This window comes from Pandoraea soli (genome assembly GCF_902459595.1).
GTDB lineage: Bacteria > Pseudomonadota > Gammaproteobacteria > Burkholderiales > Burkholderiaceae > Pandoraea > Pandoraea cepalis.
Genome location: NZ_CABPSG010000010.1, coordinates 25,561 through 41,013 on the forward strand (window position 1 = coordinate 25,561; position 15,453 = coordinate 41,013).

Sequence of the window (15,453 nt, forward strand, 5' to 3'; positions counted from 1 at the left end):
TCGAGCGACATCGGCATCCTCACATGAACAAGGGTCGGGGCATTGCCAGCGTCGCGCCCAAGCGCAACGCCGACCATGGAAACTCGAACGAGTAGCACGAGGATCCATCCGTCGAAGTTCAGTGTAGCGCGGCGCCACAGACAAAACAAAGCACGCGCTCAAAACGAAATGGGACGATGTTGCCATCGTCCCATTCGCACGGCGATGCACTCGCCGCGTCAACCTAGGGGGAGTCCGATTCGAGCCGAGTCAGACCGTTTCAGCCCCCCTTCGGAACCCGTCAAACCGCTTCGTACAGCGGCAGCGTAAGGAACTCGACAAAGTCGTCGCTAGTGCTCATCTGCTCGAAGATGACGGCCGCGCGATCGTACGTCGGCGCCGCTTGCCCCACGAGTGCTTTCACGTTGGCAAGCTCTTGCGGAATCAGCTCGCGCACCAGCTCGGCGGTGACCTTGCGGCCGTCGTCGAGCTTGCCCTTCGGCGAGCGGATCCACTGCCACACCTGCGAGCGCGAGATTTCGGCCGTTGCGGCATCTTCCATCAGGTTGTGAATCGGCACGCAGCCATTGCCCGCCAGCCACGAACCCAGGTAGTGGATGCCGACGTTGATGTTGTTGCGCAGCCCCGCCTCGGTAATCGGCGCTTCCGGCTGGAACGTCAGCAGGTCGCGGCCCGAGACCGTCACGTCGTCGCGTTGCTTGTCGATCTGGTTCGGACGCTCGCCCAGCACCTTCACGAACGCTTCCATCGCCACGGGCACGAGCCCCGGGTGCGCCACCCAGCCGCCGTCGTAACCGTCGGCGGCGTCGCGTGCCTTGTCGCCGCGAATACCAGCGATCGCCAGTTCGTTGGCCTGAGGATCGTTCTTGATCGGAATCAGCGCGCTCATGCCACCAATGGCAGGGGCATTGCGGCGGTGACACGTCTTGAGCAGCAGCAGTGCGTAGGCACGCATGAACGGCACCGTCATGTTGATGCGGCTGCGATCGGCCAGGCAGAAATCGGCATCGACCTTGAACTTCTTGATGCACGAGAAGATGTAGTCCCAGCGGCCGGCGTTCAGGCCCGCGCTGTGCTCGCGCAGTTCGTACAGGATCTCGTCCATTTCGAACGCCGCGAGAATGGTCTCGACGAGCACCGTCGCCTTGATGGTGCCCTGCGCCAGACCCAACGTGTTCTGCGCGAACACGAACACGTCGTTCCACAGGCGCGCCTCGAGATGGCTCTCCAGTTTCGGCAGATAGTAGTAAGGCCCGAAGCCGCGCTCGAGCGACGCCTTCGCGTTATGGAAGACATGCAAGCCGAAATCGAACAGGCTGCCCGACATGCGCACGCCGTCCACGCTCACGTGCTTCTCGTCGAGATGCCAGCCCCGCGGACGCACGATCAGCGTGGCGACCTTGTCGTTCAGTGCGTAACGCTTGCCGTTCTGCTCGAGACTGATGGTGCCGCGCACCGCGTCGCGCACGTTGATGTGCCCTTGTATCTGGTTGTGCCAGTTCGGCGTATTCGAGTCCTCGAAGTCGGTCATGTAGCTGTCCGCCCCCGAGTTCAGCGCGTTGATGATCATCTTGCGCTCGACCGGCCCCGTGATTTCCACACGGCGGCATTGCAACGCCGCCGGCAGCGGCGCGATCCGCCAGTCGCCGTCGCGGATCACCTGAGTCTCGGGCAGGAAGTCGGGCACTTCGCCGGCGTCGAGTCGCGCGGCGCGGTCCGCGCGGGCCGCAAGTAGTGCCTGACGGCGCGGTTCAAAGGCGCGGTGCAACTTGGCGATGAAAGCGAGTGCCTCGGGGGTCAGGATCGCTTCGTACTCAGGACGAATATCGGTGCTGGCATCGACATGCAGTTGCATGCCGGGGGGCAGAATCAGGGACATCAGGGATCTCCAACGATCTTGATTTATATATAGGGGAGTGCGCCGCAAGGAAGAACTTCAGGGGCTTTGCACAAGGCCTCACACCGCGTTGGGCGTCAGGCGCGCGCTCCCGTCACTGCCTCGACGAACCGCTGCAAGTCGCGCATATCGCGCCCCATCCCTTGCGGCGTGACGCCGAGTTGTTCGACCGGTAGCCCGGCCCGGTTGACCCAAAACGTCGGGTAACCGAACCAGGTGGCACCGGCCGCGTCCCAGCCATTGCTGGAGACGAAAACGATGGCGTCGGCAGGCACGCCAAACGCGTCGGGGCCAAGTTGATAGGCCTCCGGGGCGGTCTTGAATTTGCGTACCGCGTCGACCGACAGCACATGCTCGAACAGATCCTTGATCCCAGCGCTCTTGAGGCCGACGTCGAGCATGCGGGGATCGCCATTCGAGAGCACGCCGAGTCTGAGACCCATTGCACGCAACGCGCGCAGCACGGGCGGGTTTTCGGGGAAGACCGACAGGCAGGTGTATTCGTCCATCAACCGCTTCTCGGCGACGAGCGAGAGCGTGAGGTTCAGACGCGCCGCGGCGTAGCGCAACGCGTCGACGGTGATGTCCCAGAACGGACGGTAGCGTTCTCCGCGCGGGCCCGAGAGCGAGCGCAGTTGCGTGTACTCGATCTGCTTCTGGCGCCACAGGTCGGCCAGCGCCGCGCCGCGCCCTGGGAACTGCTGCTCGGCGGCCGCCGCGACGGAGTACACGTCGAACAACGTACCGTAAGCGTCGAAGATCACAGCCTGTATACGGGGGGCCATCACTTGGGTATCACTCGATATCGCTTGTTATTACCCGTCAATTGTATTATTGATGGCAGACGACATAAAAGTGCACAAAAATCACTTTATCTTTTACTTTTACGTACATAATCGATCGCGTGGACCGCTTCAAACAAATCGAAACGTTCGTCGCCGTGGCCGCCAAGGGAAGCCTGTCGGCCGCCGCGACACTTGAGGGCGTGGCGCCTGCCGTGATCGGACGCCGCATTGACGCGCTCGAATTCCGACTGGGCGTGAAGCTGCTCGTGCGCACGACTCGGCGGGTCACGCTTACGTTCGAGGGGTCGGCGTTTCTCGAGGACTGCCAACGCATTCTGAACGAGATGCACAACGCCGAGGCCACCGTATCGGCGGGCGGGGTGAAGGCAAGCGGCCACCTGCGGCTGTCGGCCCCGGCCGGCTTCGGGCGACGGCACGTTGCCCCGCTGTTGCCTGTGTTCATCGAGACACACCCGGACGTCACCGTGACGCTCGACCTCTCCGACCGTCTCGTCGATCTGGTCAATGAAGGTTTCGACTGCGCCATCCGGCTGGGCGAGTTGCCCGATTCGAGCCTTGTATCCCTGCGACTGGGCGAGAACCGCCGCGTGTGCGTGGCGTCGCCAGAGTACCTGGCACGTCACGGACGCCCCGAATCGCTCGACGCCCTCGCCCGTCACAACTGCCTCGCCTTCGGATCGACCGCCAACCAGCAGCGCGGCTGGACGTTCGCGCAGGACGGCAAGGTCGTCACCATCCGGGTCAATGGCACGATGGAATGCACCGACGGTGCGGTGTTGCACGACTGGTGTCTGGACGGCTACGGCCTCGCGTGGCGCTCTTGGTGGGAAGTGGGCGACGATATGCGGGCGGGCCGGCTGGTGAGCATACTCGACGACTTTGCCGCGCCGCCCATCGGCATTCACGCCGTCTTCCCGCAACGCCGTCACCTGCCGCTGCGTGTGCGCCTGTTCATCGACCATCTCAAGCACCACTACAGCAGTTCGGTCTACTGGCGAGACGATGCGGCGCCCATCGCGTTGCACAGCGAGGCCTTCTGAGCGGCGGCACGCGGCAGCGCCGCACTATCGGGACTATCGGGTTTGCCCCCGTTGTTGCGTCGCGCCAAAGCCATAGAATCGAAACGAAGGGTCCGCTGGCGATGCGCAGGCTTGAGGGCATGGCATGGCACAGAATGGCATCGGATGCCTCGGGACAGCGGAGCGGAGGCAAGACCGTGATACCTGCGCGAGCCTGTGAGCGCGTGTTCAGCAACGCCAACTGCGGGAGGTCATATGCTATTTACCCACATCCTCATTCCGACCGACGGCTCGGAGCTTTCCGAAAAAGCGGTCACGGGCGGACTCGAACTGGCGCGAGCGCTCGGCGCGAAGGTGACGGGCTATTGCTGCCTCGCGGAGTATCCGTATTCGCCCTTCAGCGAGTATGTACTGGAAGCGCCGGCCACTTTCAGCGAGCGCATTGCCGAAGAGGCATGCGCGCATCTCGACAAGCTGGCCGAAGCCGCCGCGGCGGCGGGCGTGCCGTTCGAGCGCGACAGCTCCACCTTCCCGGCGCCTTATCTCGGCATCATCGACGCGGCGCAACGTCACGGATGCGATGTCATCCTGATGGCCTCCCACGGACGGCGCGGGCTGACCAGCCTGCTGCTTGGCAGCGAGACGCAACGTGTTCTCGTGCACTCCAAGATTCCGGTGCTCGTCTACCGCTGATCCATTCGCGGCAATTCGGCCGCACATGAAAAAAGGCCCGTGAGCGGGATACGCTCACGAGCCTCCTCTCGTTCAGGCGTGCATGGCACCCTCACCGCGACGGGACCGCAGTCAGGGCCGCCCCGACCGGATAGGCCGGACGCGCGGTCATGGCGCGATGTCGCACCGCCGGCTGACGATGTGCCCCCACGCGCATCGTCGCAGGCGGGCGCACCGCGCCCTCCCTCAGCCCGGTCAGGCTGCCTTGACCTTTGCCTTCTTCTCGTCGAAGAACTGTTCGTCCTCCGTCGAACCCTTCAGGGCCGTGGTCGATGCGTCACGCTCAATCGTCTGCGTAACGGCATCGAAGTAGCCCGTACCCACCTCACGCTGGTGCTTCACCGCGGTGAAGCCCTTGTCCGCCGCCGCGAATTCGGCTTCCTGCAACTCCACGAAGGCGCTCATCTGACGACGGGCATAGCCATGCGCCAGGTTGAACATCGAGTAGTTCAGGCTGTGGAAGCCAGCGAGCGTGATGAACTGGAACTTGTAGCCCATGGCACCGAGTTCCTTCTGGAACTTGCCGATGGTCGCATCGTCGAGGTTCTTCTTCCAGTTGAACGACGGCGAGCAGTTATACGAAAGCATTTTGCCGGGGAAGTGCTTGTGAATGCCCTCGGCAAATTGCCTGGCGAAGTCGAGATCGGGCTTGCCGGTCTCGCACCACACCAGATCGACGTACGGCGCGTAAGCCAGACCACGGGCAATCGCCTGGTCGAGGCCATTGCGCGTGCGGTAGAAGCCTTCGACCGTGCGCTCGCCGGTGCAGAACGGCTGATCGATCGGATCGACGTCGGCGGTGATCAGGTCTGCTGCTTCGGCATCGGTCCGGGCGATCAGGACGGTCGACACGCCGAGCACGTCGGCCGCCAGTCGCGCCGCCACCAGCTTGGCCACGGCTTCGCGCGTCGGCACGAGCACCTTGCCGCCCATGTGACCGCACTTCTTGACCGACGCGAGCTGATCTTCGAAGTGCACCCCCCCGGCGCCCGCTTCGATCATCGCCTTCATCAGTTCGAAGGCGTTGAGCACGCCGCCGAAGCCGGCTTCGGCGTCGGCCACGATCGGGGCGAAGTAATCGATATATCCTTCGTCGCCCGGGTTCTTGCCTTCCGACCATTGGATCTGATCGGCCCGCGTGAAGGTGTTGTTGATGCGGCGCACGACTTGCGGCACCGAGTTGGCCGGATAGAGCGACTGGTCGGGGTACATTTCACCCGCCATGTTCGCGTCGCCGGCGACCTGCCAGCCCGACAGATAGATGGCTTTGAGGCCGGCCTTGACCTGTTGCATGGCCTGATTGCCGGTCAGCGCGCCGAGTGCGTTCACAAACGGCTCTTCGTTGATCATTTGCCACAGGCGCTCTGCACCGCGGCGGGCGAGCGTTTGTTCCGGCTGGATCGATCCACGCAGACGCACCACGTCTTCCGCCGAGTAGCCACGCTTGATGCCCTGCCAGCGCGGATTGTTCGCCCAGTCCTGCTCGAGTTGCTTCACCTGGTCTTGACGTGTCGTCATGATGATCTCTCCTGGTTTCTCGATACAAATAAAGCGGTGACGCTTGACTGCCGGCGCGTCCTGAAATCGGCATGTCTTGTATAAGAGTCTAGGGATTATTCATGCAACGCAACAGAACGAATCGCGTCACTGACTAATATTTTTTAATCATATAAATCAATAACATAAAAATAATATTTCTTAATAAGAAACGATATCTTCCTTCCTGAAATGGCATCGTTGTGCCGAGCAGCGCAAATTTTTACGCATCGCAAGAACATTCCGTATCATGAAAAAAGCCGGTGACGTCGAGTCCCGGCTTTGTCAACGCGATGCACCGCCGCGCGAATCGGCGCGGGGGCGCGAGCGCGGCGGTTACGATGCGGCCCGACGGGCCGCCGTCGCCGCCCTGGGCGGCTTGCACACGAACCACACGGCAAGCGCGATGAAACAGCCGCCGACGACGTGAGCCATCGTGACCGCTTCATTCAGGAACAAGGCGCCCCACAGCACACCGAATGGCGGAATGAGGAACGTGACGGTCAGCGAGCGCAACGGGCCCAGATCCGCGATCAGGCGGAAGAACATCATGTAGGCCACCGCGCTGCACATGAAACCGAGCGCGGCCATCGCGGCCCACACGCCGCCGGTGGCCGGGCCGGGAATGCCGGACGTTGCAGACACGTAGCCGAAGAACGGCAGCAGCACGACGGCCGCCCCCAGCTGGCTGCCGAAGGCAACCAGCTTCGCGTCGAGGCCGCCCCGGTCGGAAATCCAGCGCTTCGTCAGATAGCCCGCCAGACCGTAGCAGGACGTAGCGACGAGACACGCCAACGCCCCCATGACCACCGGCCCCGACATCGTGACCGGCCCGGCGCGCGTCAATACGGCGACCCCGACGAGCCCGAGCAACACCCCCAGCCCCTTGGCACCCGTCAGCCGCTCACGGAAGAACAACGTACCGATGATGACGCCCATCAGCGGCGTGGTCGCGTTGAGAATCGCCGAGTAACCGGCCGGCAGCACACGCGCGGCGAGGCAGTACATCGCAAACGGAATGCCGGAATTGATGACGCCGAGCAGCATCGACGCCCCGAGCCGCCCCTTGAACTCCCAGCGCACACGCATTACCAGCAGGATGACCGCCAGGCCGATGGCGCCGAGGGTCACGCGAAGGAACGCCGTGGGTAGCGGCCCGAGCACGGGGACGATGATGCGCATGAAAAGAAAGCTCGCGCCCCAGATGGCGGAGAGCGTCAGCAAACGGGCAATGTCGGACGAACGCATAGTCGGCATGACGGCACGGTTGGCCGCCGGAAAGAATGGGAACGCGTGAATCGTCCCACATCGACGGCAGGCCTGCTGGTCAAAATCGGACATGGCGGCAACGGCACAGTTGCGTTCATCGTCAACCCAGAACGCCCGCCATGGTGGGTCACGCACGGTCCATTTTCGGAATCGTCGCATTGAACAGGCAAGCGGTCGCGCGCTATGGTGACTGGCTGATCGATCGGAGATTTCACAGACATGACGTATCAAGATTCACGGGCCGTCTCTCCTCACGAGGCCCGGCCCCCGTCCGACGGGCCACCTCGCAGCCAGAACACCGTCATTCATCCGATTCCCCGCACCCGCTTTCAACCCCACACGACCTCGTCGCGCGCGTCGTCGTTGGTGCTGCCGCGCGGTTACGACCTCTGGAATCACTATGAGGTCGCTTGGCTCGACATGCATGAGCGCCCCCAGATCGCCGTGGCGGAAATCGTGATTCCGTGCGATTCCCCGTTCACGCTGGAGATGTCGGACGCGCAACGCTATTTCCTGACGTTGCGCGAGCGATGCTTCGAATCTCCCGACGCACTGGAAGCGCATGTGGCGGGCGAGTTATCGCGCTGTCTGCAAGCGTACGTCCTCGTGCGCATGACACCGGTCCGGCAAGCCGTTCGCGCCACGGCCGCCTGCGGTCCCGGCACGGAGAGTCTCGACCTCGCGCCGGTCAGCGTGATACGCGGAGGCGTGCAGGCGACTGTCCTGCGCCTCGCCAGCGACGCCGATGTGGCACCGGCCTCGCCGATTCGCGAATGCCTGGTCTCCGACCTGTTGAGCGTGCGATGCCCGCTCACCGACGGCGTCGACTACGGAACCGTCTGGTTCGACTACACAGGCGCCCCGATCTGTCGTCGCTCACTGCTGGCGTACGTCCTGTCGTTTCGCGATAGCGCGATGCTCATCGAGCACTGCGTGGATACGCTCTTCAGTGACGTGCTCACGCGATGCGCGCCAACGCGACTGGCGGTCGGCGCACGTTTCACGCGGCGTTACGGACTCGATATCAATCCCGTGCGCTCGACGCATGCCATCGCCCTCACCAATCTGCGCACCATTCGCCAATGACCTCGACGATCTCCCCTGCCCCACTGCCCGTGGCGCTCGCCGCACGCCAGGCCACGCGCATGACGCCCGCCGTCATCGTGCTTGCGATCGCCTTCGTGAGCTTCCTGCTGATCTCGAACGCATTGGGCGCTCGCGTATGCGAGGTCACACTGCCCTGGTCGGTCGGGGGTGAGCCGTTGCGACTGACATTCTCGGCCGCCCTCATCAGCTTCCCGTTTGCTTACCTCTTTGCGTCGGTGCTCACGGAGGTCTACGGCTATCGCATCAGCCGCATCGTGATCTGGAGCGGACTCGCGGCCAATCTGGTGATGATCGGATTTCTCTTGCTGATGACCCTGCTGCCAACCGAAGCGGCCTGGGCGGCGGAAACCGGCTTCACGGACGAGGTGCAGCGCCACTGGTACGAGGCCATCGCCCATATGTTCCTGGCATCGGTGTCGGCATGCTTCGTCGGCGAGTTCGCGAACGCCGCCACGCTCGCGCGCATGAAGGTGGCGATGCACGGCCGACAGGCGAGCCTGCGCCTCATGGCCGGCAGCGCGCTGGCCGCCATGCTCGATACGGTCGTCTTCGTGACGGTGGCATTCGCCTACGTGCTCGACCTGGACGCGATGGCCCGCATGGCCGGACTCGAATTCGTCTTCAAATGTGCGATGCAATGGCTGGTGCTGCCGCTCACGGTGGGTCTGGCGCAGGTGCTCAAGCGCGTGGACGGCATCGACCACTATGACGTCGGTACCTCGCTCAATCCGTTCCGCTTTCGAGCATCGATGCCGCGGCAATCCGTCGAGATTCGATAGCGCATGTCGCTCGCGCGCTGTCACAGCCGTGCCGCAGCGACGCCACGGTTCCGCCAGGATTACGCCGCGTTGGCGTCGCGCGCGCGGCGATACGTGACCCAGTCCCCACCGGCAATCTGCGGCAACTGTTGGACGGCGAACTCGCTCACCGGATAGACGATACAGGCGTAGGTCGCGCCGTCACACGCGACATCGCGCATGTCTCGAACGAACAACCCCGCCTCGCCCGGATACACGGCTTCGATCTCGTCGAGCACGGGGACCAGCGCCGTTGCGATGCGGTAGACGTCGCCGGTCACACGGCCCGCGCTGTGGCCGTCGCACGCCGCGGCGTCGAGCACCATGCCAGGATAGTCCCCGAAATCGTACAGCCGCCCGCCAAGTGACGTGGTGCCGACATAGACTGGCGCCTCGATGCCGTGTCGCTCGGCGGCATACGACACGTCGTTGATTTCTCCAGCACGCAGCGTGCCATAGACAAAAACATAGACCCCCTCGTCCTGCGAGTCATGGGCATCATGCCGGTCACGCGTTGCAGTGTTCATCTCGAGCATCCAAAGCCGAAAAAGTGGGACCGCAGGCGACGCGTCGGCCCTCAACGACACATACCGCGTCCGACACGCCCGCTGTCCGAGCCAATGGTCGTCCTTTCGACTGACTGACCGAGGACAGGATCGCGCGCGCAACCCTTAGAGAAAAAAATCCCCGCGCACATTCCGGTACGCGGGGACGGATCATGCGGTCCATGCAAGTTGCGGGAACCGCGCTCGCGCTTACTCGGCGACCGGTGGCGTCGCGTCGGTCGCTTCGGTCGCCGCGTTCACCGGCCGGGCGGCGTCGCCCTCGAACGTGAATCGCCCGTTGCGCCAGTCGACCGGGATGGTGTCCTTCGGCCCGAACTTGCCCGCCAGCACCAGCTTGGCGATCGGGTTCTCGATCTCCTGCTGGATCGCCCGCTTGAGCGGCCGCGCACCGAACACCGGGTCGAAGCCCTCGCGCGCCACATGCGTGAGTGCCGCCTTGGTCACGTCGAGCGTCATTTCAAGCTTGGCCAGACGTTGACGCAGGATCTCGATCTGGATCGTGGCAATCGACTCGATGTGCTTCTGGTCGAGACCGTGGAACACCACGACTTCGTCGATACGGTTCAGGAACTCCGGACGGAAGTGATCCTTGATTTCCACCCACACGGCATCCTTGATGCGCTCCTGCGGCTCGCCGACCATCGACTGAATCATCGACGATCCGAGGTTCGACGTCATCACGATCACCGTGTTCTTGAAGTCCACCGTGCGGCCCTGGCCATCGGTCATGCGGCCGTCGTCGAGCACTTGCAGCAGCACATTGAACACGTCAGGGTGCGCCTTTTCGACTTCGTCGAGGAGGATCACACTGTACGGCTTGCGACGCACCGCTTCCGTCAGGTAGCCGCCCTCTTCATAACCGACATAGCCCGGAGGCGCGCCAATCAGCCGCGCGACGCTGTGCTTCTCCATGAACTCGCTCATGTCGATGCGGATGAGGTGGTCCTCGGCGTCGAACAGGAACATCGCCAGCGCCTTGCACAGCTCGGTCTTGCCCACACCGGTCGGCCCGAGGAACAGGAACGAGCCATACGGACGGTTCGGATCCGACAGCCCGGCGCGCGAACGCCGGATGGCGTCGGCCACGGCGGTAATCGCCTCGTCCTGCCCGATCACGCGCTCGTGCAGTTTGTCTTCCATGTGGAGCAGCTTTTCACGCTCGCCCTGCATCATCTTCGAGACCGGGATGCCGGTCGCCCGCGAGACCACTTCGGCAATCTCTTCGGTGCCCACCTGCGTGCGCAACAGGCGTGGATGCGACTGCTGGCCCGCCGCTTCCGCCGCGTCGGCGTCCTTCAACCGGGCTTCGAGCTGTGGCAGCTTGCCGTATTGCAGTTCAGCCACCTTGTCGAGCTTGCCTTCGCGTTGCAGCTTCGTAATGTCGGCACGCACGCGCTCGATCTCTTCCTTGACCTGCGCGCTGCCCTGTACCGCTGCCTTCTCCGCGGTCCACACTTCTTCGAGGTCGGCGTACTCGCGCTCCAGGCGCGAGATCTCTTCCTCGATCAGCGCCAAGCGCTTTTGCGAGGCTTCGTCGGTTTCCTTCTTGACGGCTTCGCGCTCGATCTTCAACTGGATCAGGCGACGGTCCAGCTTGTCCATCACTTCCGGCTTCGAGTCGATCTCCATCTTGATCTTCGACGCGGCCTCGTCGATCAAGTCGATGGCCTTGTCCGGCAGGAACCGGTCGGTGATGTAGCGCTGGCTGAGCTCCGCCGCCGCCACGATGGCCGGGTCGGTGATCTCCACCCCGTGGTGCAGCTCGTATTTCTCCTGCAGACCACGCAGAATGGCGATGGTCGCCTCGACGCTCGGCTCGTCGACGAGCACCTTCTGGAAACGACGCTCCAGCGCGGCGTCCTTCTCGATGTACTTGCGGTATTCGTCGAGCGTGGTCGCGCCGATGCAGTGCAGTTCGCCCCGCGCGAGCGCCGGCTTGAGCATGTTGCCCGCGTCCATGGCGCCCTCGGCCTTGCCGGCCCCGACCATCGTGTGAATTTCGTCGATGAACAGGATCGTGCGGCCTTCATCCTTGGCGATGTCGCTCAGCACGCTCTTCAGCCGCTCTTCGAATTCGCCACGGAATTTCGCGCCGGCGAGCAGCCCCGCCATGTCCAGGGCGAGCACGCGCTTGTTCTTGAGCGACTCCGGCACTTCGCCGTTGACGATACGCTGCGCGAGCCCTTCCACGATGGCGGTCTTGCCCACGCCCGGCTCACCGATGAGCACCGGGTTGTTCTTCGTGCGGCGTTGCAGAATCTGGATCGTGCGACGAATTTCGTCGTCGCGGCCGATCACCGGATCGAGCTTGCCAAGCGACGCGCGCTCGGTCAGGTCCAGCGTGTATTTCTTGAGGGCTTCGCGCTGATTCTCGGCATCCTGGCTGTTGACGGATTGTCCGCCGCGCACGCCTTCGATGGCGGCTTCGAGCGACTTGCGCGTCAGGCCACGCGCCCGCGCCAGCTTGCCCGTTTCGCCCTTGTCGTCGGCCAGCGCGAGCAAGAACATTTCGCTGGCGATATAACTGTCGCCATGCTTCTGCGCTTCCTTGTCGGACTGATTGAGCAGGCCCGCGAGTTCGCGGCCGACCTGGACGTTGCCGTCGGTGCCTTGAACTTGCGGCAGCTTTGCGAGGGCCGTCTCGATGTCGTGCGCGAGCGGCTGCACCTGCACGCCGGCACGCTGCAGCAACGAGCGCGCGGCGCCTTCGGGTTGTGCGATCAGCGCTGCGAGAAGATGCAGCGGCTCGATGTATTGCTGGTCGCGACCGACTGCCATGCTCTGAGCATCAGCCAGCGCTTCCAGGAACTGCGTGGTGAATTTGTCTTGTCGCATCTAGGGCTCCGGTAAGAAATCTTTCTGGATCGGATGTGCGGACAAGCCCCTGCGGTTTCAAGGGGCATGGCAGCGCGACGATTGACATTGTCGTGCGACGCCGGAACGGATGGGCACCGAGCCAGCCGCGGGCGAGATGCCACCATACGGGGGGCGTGAAACGACCGCAGGACACGCTCGATTTTGAAGTTCATAATAGCCATTTTTAGCCTCCGGCACCATGCGTCGCGCTGACGCCAAGACGTCGGGAATCGCCGGCGCGCTCGCCCGGGTGCCACTAGAAATGTCAGCACAAACCTCCCGCCAGCCGCCGGATCCGTGGCCCGCAACGCGCCTCGCCGAGATCGACGAAGACGCCGTGCGACTGCTCGTGAACACCTTCTACGGGCGCATCCGCGACGACGAGATGCTCGGCCCTGTCTTTCGGCAAGCACTCGAAGGCCGCTGGGACATGCATCTGGAAAAAATGGTGGCGTTCTGGTCCAGCATCGTGCTCGGCGCCAAACGCTACCGCGGCAATGTGACGCAGGCGCATCAGCCGTTCGGCCACCTGAGCGGCGAGCATTTCAGCCGCTGGCTCGCCCTCTTCTTCGATACGCTGGACAGGCTCTTCGAACCGCAGGCCGCCTTCGCCTTCGCGGAACCGGCCATCCGGATCGCGGAGAGTCTTCAGTTGAATCTGTTCGGATGGGAATACACGCTGCCGCCAGCGCAGCGTGCGCTACTCGACAGCGTGAAGCAGGCAAGGTCAGTACGACCTCGCGAATGACACGATCGGCGAAAATTCAAAATCTTCGCCGATGTTGACGGACAATAAAAGGGGAAGTCAGCGTTTTTCGGCGACCCCAGACGCATCGCTCGTCGCCCAACGCTCGCGCGCAACCGTGTCCGTCTCGCGCGCATCGACCCAGCGCTCGCCTTGCGGCGTCGCTTCCTTCTTCCAGAACGGCGCCTCGGTCTTCAGATAGTCCATGATGAACTCGCAGGCGGCAAACGCGTCGCCCCGATGGGCGGACGTGACGGCCACCAGCACGATCTGATCGCCGGGGCCCAGCTCGCCGTAGCGGTGAATCACCAGTGCGTCGAACAGGCGCCAACGCGCGAGCGCTTGCTCGACGATCGCCGCCAGCGCCTTCTCCGTCATGCCCGGATAGTGCTCGAGCGTCATGCGCGAAACGTCGTTGCCGTCGTTCAAATCACGCACCGTGCCCACGAAGCTCGCCACGGCGCCCACGCGTAGATCGCCGGCGCGCAGCCGTCGAATCTCCTCCGACAGGTCGAAATCCTCGGTCTGTACACGAATCGGCATGCTGGCGGTATCTCCTGTCCCGTGAATCGCTACGCTGGCGACGACATGTGGCTCAACCGCCCGTCACAGGCGGGAAGAACGCGACTTCACACCCGTCGGTCAAGCGCGTGGCCGCCGGCACCATCGTATGGTCGAGCGCCGTGCGCAGCGCGCGCTGCGCGCCGAGCGTCTCGGCCCAGACGGGGCCGCGGCCACACAGCCACTGGCGCACGTCTCCCACGGTGGCAATCCCGGCGGGAACATCCACACGCTCCTCAGCGACATTCAGTGCCTCGCGGACGCTGGCGAAAAAACGAAGTTCGATCTGCATAGTCTGGCTGGCACGCCACATCGGCGACGTACCTGTCTCTCAATATAGGAGGTCGGAGAACGGCAGGAACGCCACCGTCTGGCCGGCTTCGATGCGATGCCCCGGCGGATTGTCGATGAGGCCGTCGCCCCAGACGGTCGACGTCAGTACCGCCGAACTCTGGTTGGGAAACGCGTCGAGGCCGCCTTGCTCGTTGATACGGGCGCGCACGAATTCATTGCGACGGTCCGCCTTCGTCTGCGTGAAGTCCGCGCGCATGGGAATGCGACGCGGCGTCACCGCCGTCGCCCCCAGCAAGCGCAGAATGAATGGGCGCACGAAGAGCAGGAACGTCACGAAGCTCGACACCGGATTGCCGGGTAGGCCGATGAAATGCGCCGTCTCGCCGCCAGGCCGATTGACCTCGCCATACGCCAGCGGCTTACCCGGCTTAAGCGCGATCTGCCACAGATTGAGGCGGCCTTCGGCTTCCACGGCGGGTTTGACGTGATCTTCCTCGCCCACCGACACGCCGCCGGACGTGATGATCAGGTCGTTGCCACGGGCCGCGTCGCGCAGAATTGCACGCGTGGCGGCCAGATTGTCCGGCACGATGCCGTAATCGGTCATCTCGCAGCCCAGATTTTCCAGGAGGTTGCGCAGCACGAAGCGGTTCGAGTTGTAGATGCTGCCTGCACGCAGCGCCTCGCCGGGCATGGTCAGCTCGTCACCGGTGAAGAAGACGGCCACACGCAAGCGACGCGCGACTTGCAGCTTCGCCATGCCTACGGACGCCGCCAGCCCCAGCGCCGGGGCGCGCAGCCGAGTCCCGGCGGCGAGCACGACGCTGTCACGGCGAATATCCGACCCCTGCCGGTTGACGAACTCATCGACCGCAGGCCTATGGCGAATCACGACGGTGCCGTCCTCACGCGCTTCGCACTGCTCCTGCATGACGACGGCGTCGGCCCCCGGCGGCACCGGCGCGCCCGTGAAGATGCGCGCCGCCGTGCCGCGGGCGAGCGTCTCAGGGGCATGCCCCGCCGGAATACGCTGCGAGACCGGCAGCACGGCCTCATCCCCGGTCAGGTCCGCGACCCGCACGGCGTAGCCGTCCATGGCACTCGTATCCATCGGCGGCACATCGAGCGTGGCGATTACGTCGGCGGCCAGCACGCGAGCGTTGGCCGCAAGCGTGTCGACCGTCTCCTGCCGATCCAGCGGTCGAGCCGCTGCCAGCACGGCATCCAGGGCGTCTTGTGTACTCAGCATGGCAGAGGCGGGAAAGTCA

General features: G+C 63.8%; 14 protein-coding genes. 5 read left to right on the forward strand and 9 right to left on the reverse strand.

Annotation, left to right across the window (positions count from 1 at the left end; genetic code table 11):
* Positions 1 to 280: 280 nt before the first annotated feature.
* Positions 281 to 1,879 (reverse strand): malate synthase A, encoded by a 1,599-nt coding sequence (gene aceB / locus PSO31014_RS16815; protein WP_150552670.1) that lies wholly within the window; start codon positions 1,877 to 1,879, stop codon positions 281 to 283.
* A 95-nt stretch (positions 1,880 to 1,974) separates the two neighbouring features.
* The gene (locus PSO31014_RS16820) at positions 1,975 to 2,682 is read right to left on the reverse strand and encodes a haloacid dehalogenase type II (RefSeq protein WP_150552671.1); all 708 of its coding nucleotides are present in this window, start codon (positions 2,680 to 2,682) and stop codon (positions 1,975 to 1,977) included.
* 119 nt (positions 2,683 to 2,801) lie between these two features.
* Here PSO31014_RS16820 and PSO31014_RS16825 point away from each other — a divergent pair, with 119 nt between their 5' ends.
* Positions 2,802 to 3,743, forward strand: coding sequence for a LysR family transcriptional regulator (locus PSO31014_RS16825; RefSeq protein ID WP_150552672.1), 942 nt, complete (start codon positions 2,802 to 2,804; stop codon positions 3,741 to 3,743).
* Between the two features lie 234 nt (positions 3,744 to 3,977).
* Positions 3,978 to 4,415 carry a universal stress protein gene (locus PSO31014_RS16830; protein ID WP_017232258.1) on the forward strand — a complete coding sequence of 146 codons (438 nt, stop codon included), beginning with the start codon at positions 3,978 to 3,980 and terminating at the stop codon, positions 4,413 to 4,415.
* A gap of 234 nt (positions 4,416 to 4,649) precedes the next feature.
* Here PSO31014_RS16830 and aceA read toward each other — a convergent pair whose 3' ends face one another.
* Positions 4,650 to 5,972, reverse strand: a complete 1,323-nt coding sequence (gene aceA / locus PSO31014_RS16835) for an isocitrate lyase (RefSeq protein WP_150552673.1) — start codon at positions 5,970 to 5,972, stop codon at positions 4,650 to 4,652.
* Positions 5,973 to 6,326: 354 nt separating this feature from the next.
* Positions 6,327 to 7,238, reverse strand: a complete 912-nt coding sequence (locus PSO31014_RS16840; RefSeq protein WP_174976558.1) for a DMT family transporter — start codon at positions 7,236 to 7,238, stop codon at positions 6,327 to 6,329.
* A 240-nt stretch (positions 7,239 to 7,478) separates the two neighbouring features.
* Here PSO31014_RS16840 and PSO31014_RS16845 point away from each other — a divergent pair, with 240 nt between their 5' ends.
* Both PSO31014_RS16845 and PSO31014_RS16850 read left to right on the forward strand, forming a co-directional pair.
* Positions 7,479 to 8,345 (forward strand): hypothetical protein, encoded by an 867-nt coding sequence (locus PSO31014_RS16845; protein ID WP_150552675.1) that lies wholly within the window; start codon positions 7,479 to 7,481, stop codon positions 8,343 to 8,345.
* Complete coding sequence (locus PSO31014_RS16850) at positions 8,342 to 9,145, forward strand: VUT family protein (protein WP_174976548.1); 804 nt, start codon at positions 8,342 to 8,344, stop codon at positions 9,143 to 9,145. Before PSO31014_RS16845 ends, PSO31014_RS16850 begins: the two co-directional genes overlap by 4 nt.
* A 59-nt stretch (positions 9,146 to 9,204) precedes the next feature.
* On the opposite strand, the gene PSO31014_RS16855 is transcribed toward PSO31014_RS16850, so the two are convergent.
* Together PSO31014_RS16855 and clpB are read right to left on the reverse strand one after the other, a co-directional pair.
* Positions 9,205 to 9,690 carry a gamma-glutamylcyclotransferase family protein gene (locus PSO31014_RS16855; protein WP_150552677.1) on the reverse strand — a complete coding sequence of 162 codons (486 nt, stop codon included), beginning with the start codon at positions 9,688 to 9,690 and terminating at the stop codon, positions 9,205 to 9,207.
* Positions 9,691 to 9,918: 228 nt separating this feature from the next.
* Positions 9,919 to 12,564, reverse strand: a complete 2,646-nt coding sequence (gene clpB, locus PSO31014_RS16860) for an ATP-dependent chaperone ClpB (RefSeq protein WP_150552678.1) — start codon at positions 12,562 to 12,564, stop codon at positions 9,919 to 9,921.
* A gap of 283 nt (positions 12,565 to 12,847) precedes the next feature.
* On the opposite strand from clpB, the gene PSO31014_RS16865 reads away from it, so the two are divergent.
* A complete protein-coding gene (locus tag PSO31014_RS16865) occupies positions 12,848 to 13,333 on the forward strand; it encodes a group III truncated hemoglobin (RefSeq protein ID WP_150552679.1) in 486 nt (161 codons plus the stop codon).
* A gap of 57 nt (positions 13,334 to 13,390) precedes the next feature.
* On the opposite strand, the gene moaE is transcribed toward PSO31014_RS16865, so the two are convergent.
* Genes moaE through PSO31014_RS16880 form a run of 3 tightly spaced genes read right to left on the reverse strand, consistent with a single transcriptional unit; the run spans position 13,391 to position 15,434 of the window.
* On the reverse strand, positions 13,391 to 13,873 hold the full coding sequence (moaE, locus tag PSO31014_RS16870; protein WP_150552680.1) for a molybdopterin synthase catalytic subunit MoaE: 483 nt from the start codon (positions 13,871 to 13,873) through the stop codon (positions 13,391 to 13,393).
* Positions 13,874 to 13,925: 52 nt separating this feature from the next.
* On the reverse strand, positions 13,926 to 14,183 hold the full coding sequence (moaD, locus tag PSO31014_RS16875) for a molybdopterin converting factor subunit 1 (RefSeq protein WP_150552681.1): 258 nt from the start codon (positions 14,181 to 14,183) through the stop codon (positions 13,926 to 13,928).
* A gap of 39 nt (positions 14,184 to 14,222) precedes the next feature.
* The gene (locus PSO31014_RS16880; RefSeq protein ID WP_150552682.1) at positions 14,223 to 15,434 is read right to left on the reverse strand and encodes a molybdopterin molybdotransferase MoeA; all 1,212 of its coding nucleotides are present in this window, start codon (positions 15,432 to 15,434) and stop codon (positions 14,223 to 14,225) included.
* Positions 15,435 to 15,453: the final 19 nt, after the last annotated feature.